General features: G+C 62.2%; 2 protein-coding genes and 1 pseudogene. 1 reads left to right on the forward strand and 2 read right to left on the reverse strand.

Annotated elements, in window-relative coordinates; all coding sequences use genetic code 11:
• Nucleotides 1-396: pseudogene (locus ABYB95_RS19020) on the reverse strand (alkyl hydroperoxide reductase subunit F); the annotation flags it as partial.
• Between the two features lie 272 nt (nt 397-668).
• Complete coding sequence (gene ahpC, locus ABYB95_RS19025; protein WP_372660427.1) at nt 669-1,232, reverse strand: alkyl hydroperoxide reductase subunit C; 564 nt, start codon at nt 1,230-1,232, stop codon at nt 669-671.
• Nucleotides 1,233-1,540: 308 nt separating this feature from the next.
• Between ahpC and ABYB95_RS19030 the strand changes: the two genes are divergently transcribed.
• Nucleotides 1,541-3,746: TonB-dependent receptor (locus tag ABYB95_RS19030; RefSeq protein WP_372660430.1), on the forward strand; the 2,206-nt coding region annotated here is incomplete at its 3' end.

Below are 3,746 nucleotides of genomic sequence, written 5' to 3' on the forward strand. Positions count from 1 at the left end.
CGGGCAGTTGTGGCACGACAAAGACATGTAGACCTCGAACCGGTGTTCGCCATCCAGTCCCTTGATCTGTTCGATCACGTCGGGCGCGACCTTGGGCGGGTGCCCGCCGGTCCACAACAGCGCCAGCACCAGCGATGTGAACTCGTGGCCCAGCGGGATGGCCGCAAAGCGCACCCCGGTGGTCTCGCCCTCGCGGGCCATCACGAACGAAGGTTTGCGCGGGTCGTCGCCGGTCGCGTCAAACGCCACCTTGTCAGACAGGCCAGCGATCTCTTCCAGCAAGCCACGCAATTCGACCGACTTGGCGCCGCTGTCGAAAGAGCCGATCAGGCGGATCGGTGTCTTGAGCATGCCCAGATAGGTCTGGAGCTGGGATTTCATGGTGGTGTCGAGCATGGTGAACGCCTTCTAAAAGCAAAAAAATGGGCACAGGGATGCAGTGCCGCTGGTGCATGGGCCTGGCTACAAGCCCATGGGTCTGCGGTACGAAATCGCGAAGCGGTGGTGGAAAGAGGTGCCCCTTTCCAGAATGCCGTGGAACCGCCCTTCGTCAGGCTCAGGACGGGCCACAGCCATTGCCCCCTTGAGGGGGTGACGCGCCGCGCCGCCCCAAGCAAGGCCGCACCCCCATGGGGGCAGCGACCCGCGAAGCGGCGGAGCGTGCGGACTCAGATCTTCCCGACCAAATCCAGAGAAGGTGCCAGCGTGGCTTCGCCTTCTTTCCACTTGGCGGGGCAGACTTCGCCGGGGTGAGCCGCCACGTATTGGGCGGCCTTGACCTTGCGCAACAGCTCCAGGGCATCGCGGCCAATGCCACCGGCGGTCACTTCCACGATCTGGATCTTGCCTTCGGGGTCGATCACGAAGGTGCCGCGATCGGCCATGCCATCGGCTTCGATCATCACGTCGAAGTTGCGGGTGATCGCACCGGTCGGGTCGCCGATCATGGGGTATTTGATCTTGCCGATGGTCTCCGAGGTGTCGTGCCAGGCCTTGTGGGTGAAGTGCGTGTCGGTCGACACGGCGTAGATTTCCACGCCCATGGACTTGAAGGTGTCGTAGTGGTCGGCCAGATCGCCGAGTTCGGTCGGGCAGACAAAGGTGAAGTCGGCCGGATAGAAGAACACCACCGACCACTTGCCTTTGAGGCTCGCTTCGGTCACGGGCACGAACTTGCCGACGTGGAACGCTGTGGCCGAGAAGGGTTTGATTTCGCTGTTGATGAGAGACATGGTGATTTCCTTGCTGGTTGATAAAACGGTTCGCTTGTGGCGATGGATGAATAATATCCAAAAACTATCATAAATTGAAATCGATAGTATTTATGGCATCGATAGGGATTTTTTTGCAGTGCAGCAAATCTGGCCAAACGAGGGTCCGTGGAAGATGGGGTGTTGTCTGCAAAAACCGACAAATCGACACCCGAACTTTACCTTTATTTGCGAATCGTTCGCATTCGTAATACTATTCTTCCACCAGCCAGCCACTGTGCACCTCTTGCATGCAGCCAGCCGACAACTTCTTTACGACCGCTGCAAGCATGAACCGCCGACCCTCCGCCACTCCCCGACCTCCTTTCGCCGCCGAACCCTCGGCACGGCCATCCGCCTCTGGCTCGGCCTTGCTGCCGCTGGGTGCCGCCTTGCTGGCCGGCTCCATGAGCGCCATGGCCCAGACGCCGCCGCCCGCCGCCAACACCCTGCCCACCGTGACCGTGCGCGCCCAGGCCGAGGCGCCTGAAGGTAAAGACAGCCTGCGCGCCACCGAAACCACCATTGGCAAAGGCCAGCAAAAGCTGCGCGACATCCCGCAGTCGGTCACCGTGGTCACCGAAAAGCTGATCGATGACCGCAACCTAGACACCATGAAAGAAGCTCTGAAGAACACGGGCGGCATCAGCTTTCTCGCCGCCGAAGGTGGCGAAGAAGACATCCGCCTGCGCGGGTTCAGCCTGCAAAGCACCGGCGACGTGTTCGTGGACGGCATGCGCGACCCAGCTTTCTACGACCGAGACACCTTCAACCTCGACCGGCTGGAACTGCTGCGTGGCTCGGCCTCCATGCTGTTTGGCCGTGGTTCCACGGGCGGCGCGGTCAATATGGTCAACAAGGTGCCGCGCCTGATCGACGAACACCAGGTGGACTTCACCCTGGGCAGCCATGGCTACAAGCGTGCGCTGGGCGACTTCAACATCCAGACCGGTGACAGCGCCGCGTTGCGCCTGAACGCCATGGTCACCAAGGCAGACAACAACGGCTCGGGCAGCAGCATCGACAAAAAAGGCATTGCCGGCACCTACCGCTTCGGCATTGGCGAGAAAAACGAGTTCTCGGCCAGCCTCTACCACCTGGACAACAACAACGGCATGAACTACGGCATGCCGTGGATCCGCCCAACCAGCGGCTCCGACGTGTCCGAGACCACCTTGTTGCCGCTCGATCCCGATGCCTACTACGGCATGGCCAGTGACTACAGCGCGGGCTCGGCGACCTACGTCACGCTCAGCCACGTACACCGGTTCGACCGCGACAACCAAATCACCACCAAGGTGCGCAAAGGGGCCTACGAACGCGACCAGCGCGCCAGTGCCATCCGCTTTCGCACCGCCACCGGACTCGACACCTTTGCGCCGTCCACGGCGCTGCGGCGCGGCAACCAACCCAAGGTGCAAGACCTGGACAGCGTGTATGCGCAAAGCGACTTCAGCGGCAAGTTCGAGGCCCTGGGTTTCAAACACGAGCTGCAGACCGGCATCGATTTCGCACGCGAAGAAAAGGTGGTGTATTCGGCGTCGTCCGTCACCAAGCCCGACACCACGGTAGGTGCACCCAACGACGGCGCCTGGATCAATGAAGCGGCCCGCACGCTCACCACCGCCAACACCTACAAAGCCAAGGGCTATGGCCTGTATGTGCAGGACTTGGTGCAAGTCGCTCCACATTGGAAGGTGCTGGCCGGTCTGCGCTACGACAACTTGCAAGGCGACTACAGCTGCGTCACAGGCAATGGCTGCCCGGCCAGCTACCAGATGAAGGTCTCGGAGGTCAGCAAACGCCTGGGGGTGCTCTACCAACCCACGGCCCGCCAGTCCTACCACTTCTCGGCCGCGACATCGTTCAACACCTCGGGCGACGCGTATTCGCTGGGCGCCCGCAATGCCGACATCCCGCCCGAACAATCGATCAACATCGAGCTCGGTGCCAAGCTGGACTCTTCCGATGGCAACTTCACCACCCGCCTGGCCCTGTTCCGTTCGACCAAGCTACACGAGCGCAACACCGACCCTTTGGTGAACCTGGTCACGCTCTCGGGCAAGCGCCACGTGGCCGGTTTTGAGACCGACATCACCGGACGCCTGACACCCCAATGGGAAGTCTATGGCTCCTACATGTGGATGCCGGTGGCCAACATCGACGTCGGCGTGGCCGGCTCCGAAGGCCAGGGCACCCGCCCCTCGCTCACGCCGGTGCATTCGGGCACGGTGTGGAGCACCTACCAGCTCACACCCCGGCTGCGGCTGGGCGCAGGCCTGAACTTCCGGGGCAAACAAACCCCCAACCGCAACCCGGGCTGGACGGTGCCCAGCTACGTCACCGCCGACCTGATCAGGGAGACGACCTTCACGGGGACCCGGAACGACCTGATCGCCCGCATCGGTGCGCTCGGCGATGCCGGCTACACCCAGTTCACGGTCCAGATCCCTCCGCGGCAAGACGATGCCGTCGAGGACTGGGCGGGGATCCGGC

It is taken from the genome of Hydrogenophaga sp. (assembly GCF_041633695.1).
Classification (GTDB): domain Bacteria; phylum Pseudomonadota; class Gammaproteobacteria; order Burkholderiales; family Burkholderiaceae_C; genus Hydrogenophaga.

What these genes read in the sequence shown, in the direction of transcription:
- ahpC (WP_372660427.1), bottom strand. Translation starts at nt 1,232, where the DNA reads ATGTCTCTCATCAACAGCGAAATCAAACCCTTCTCGGCCACAGCGTTC.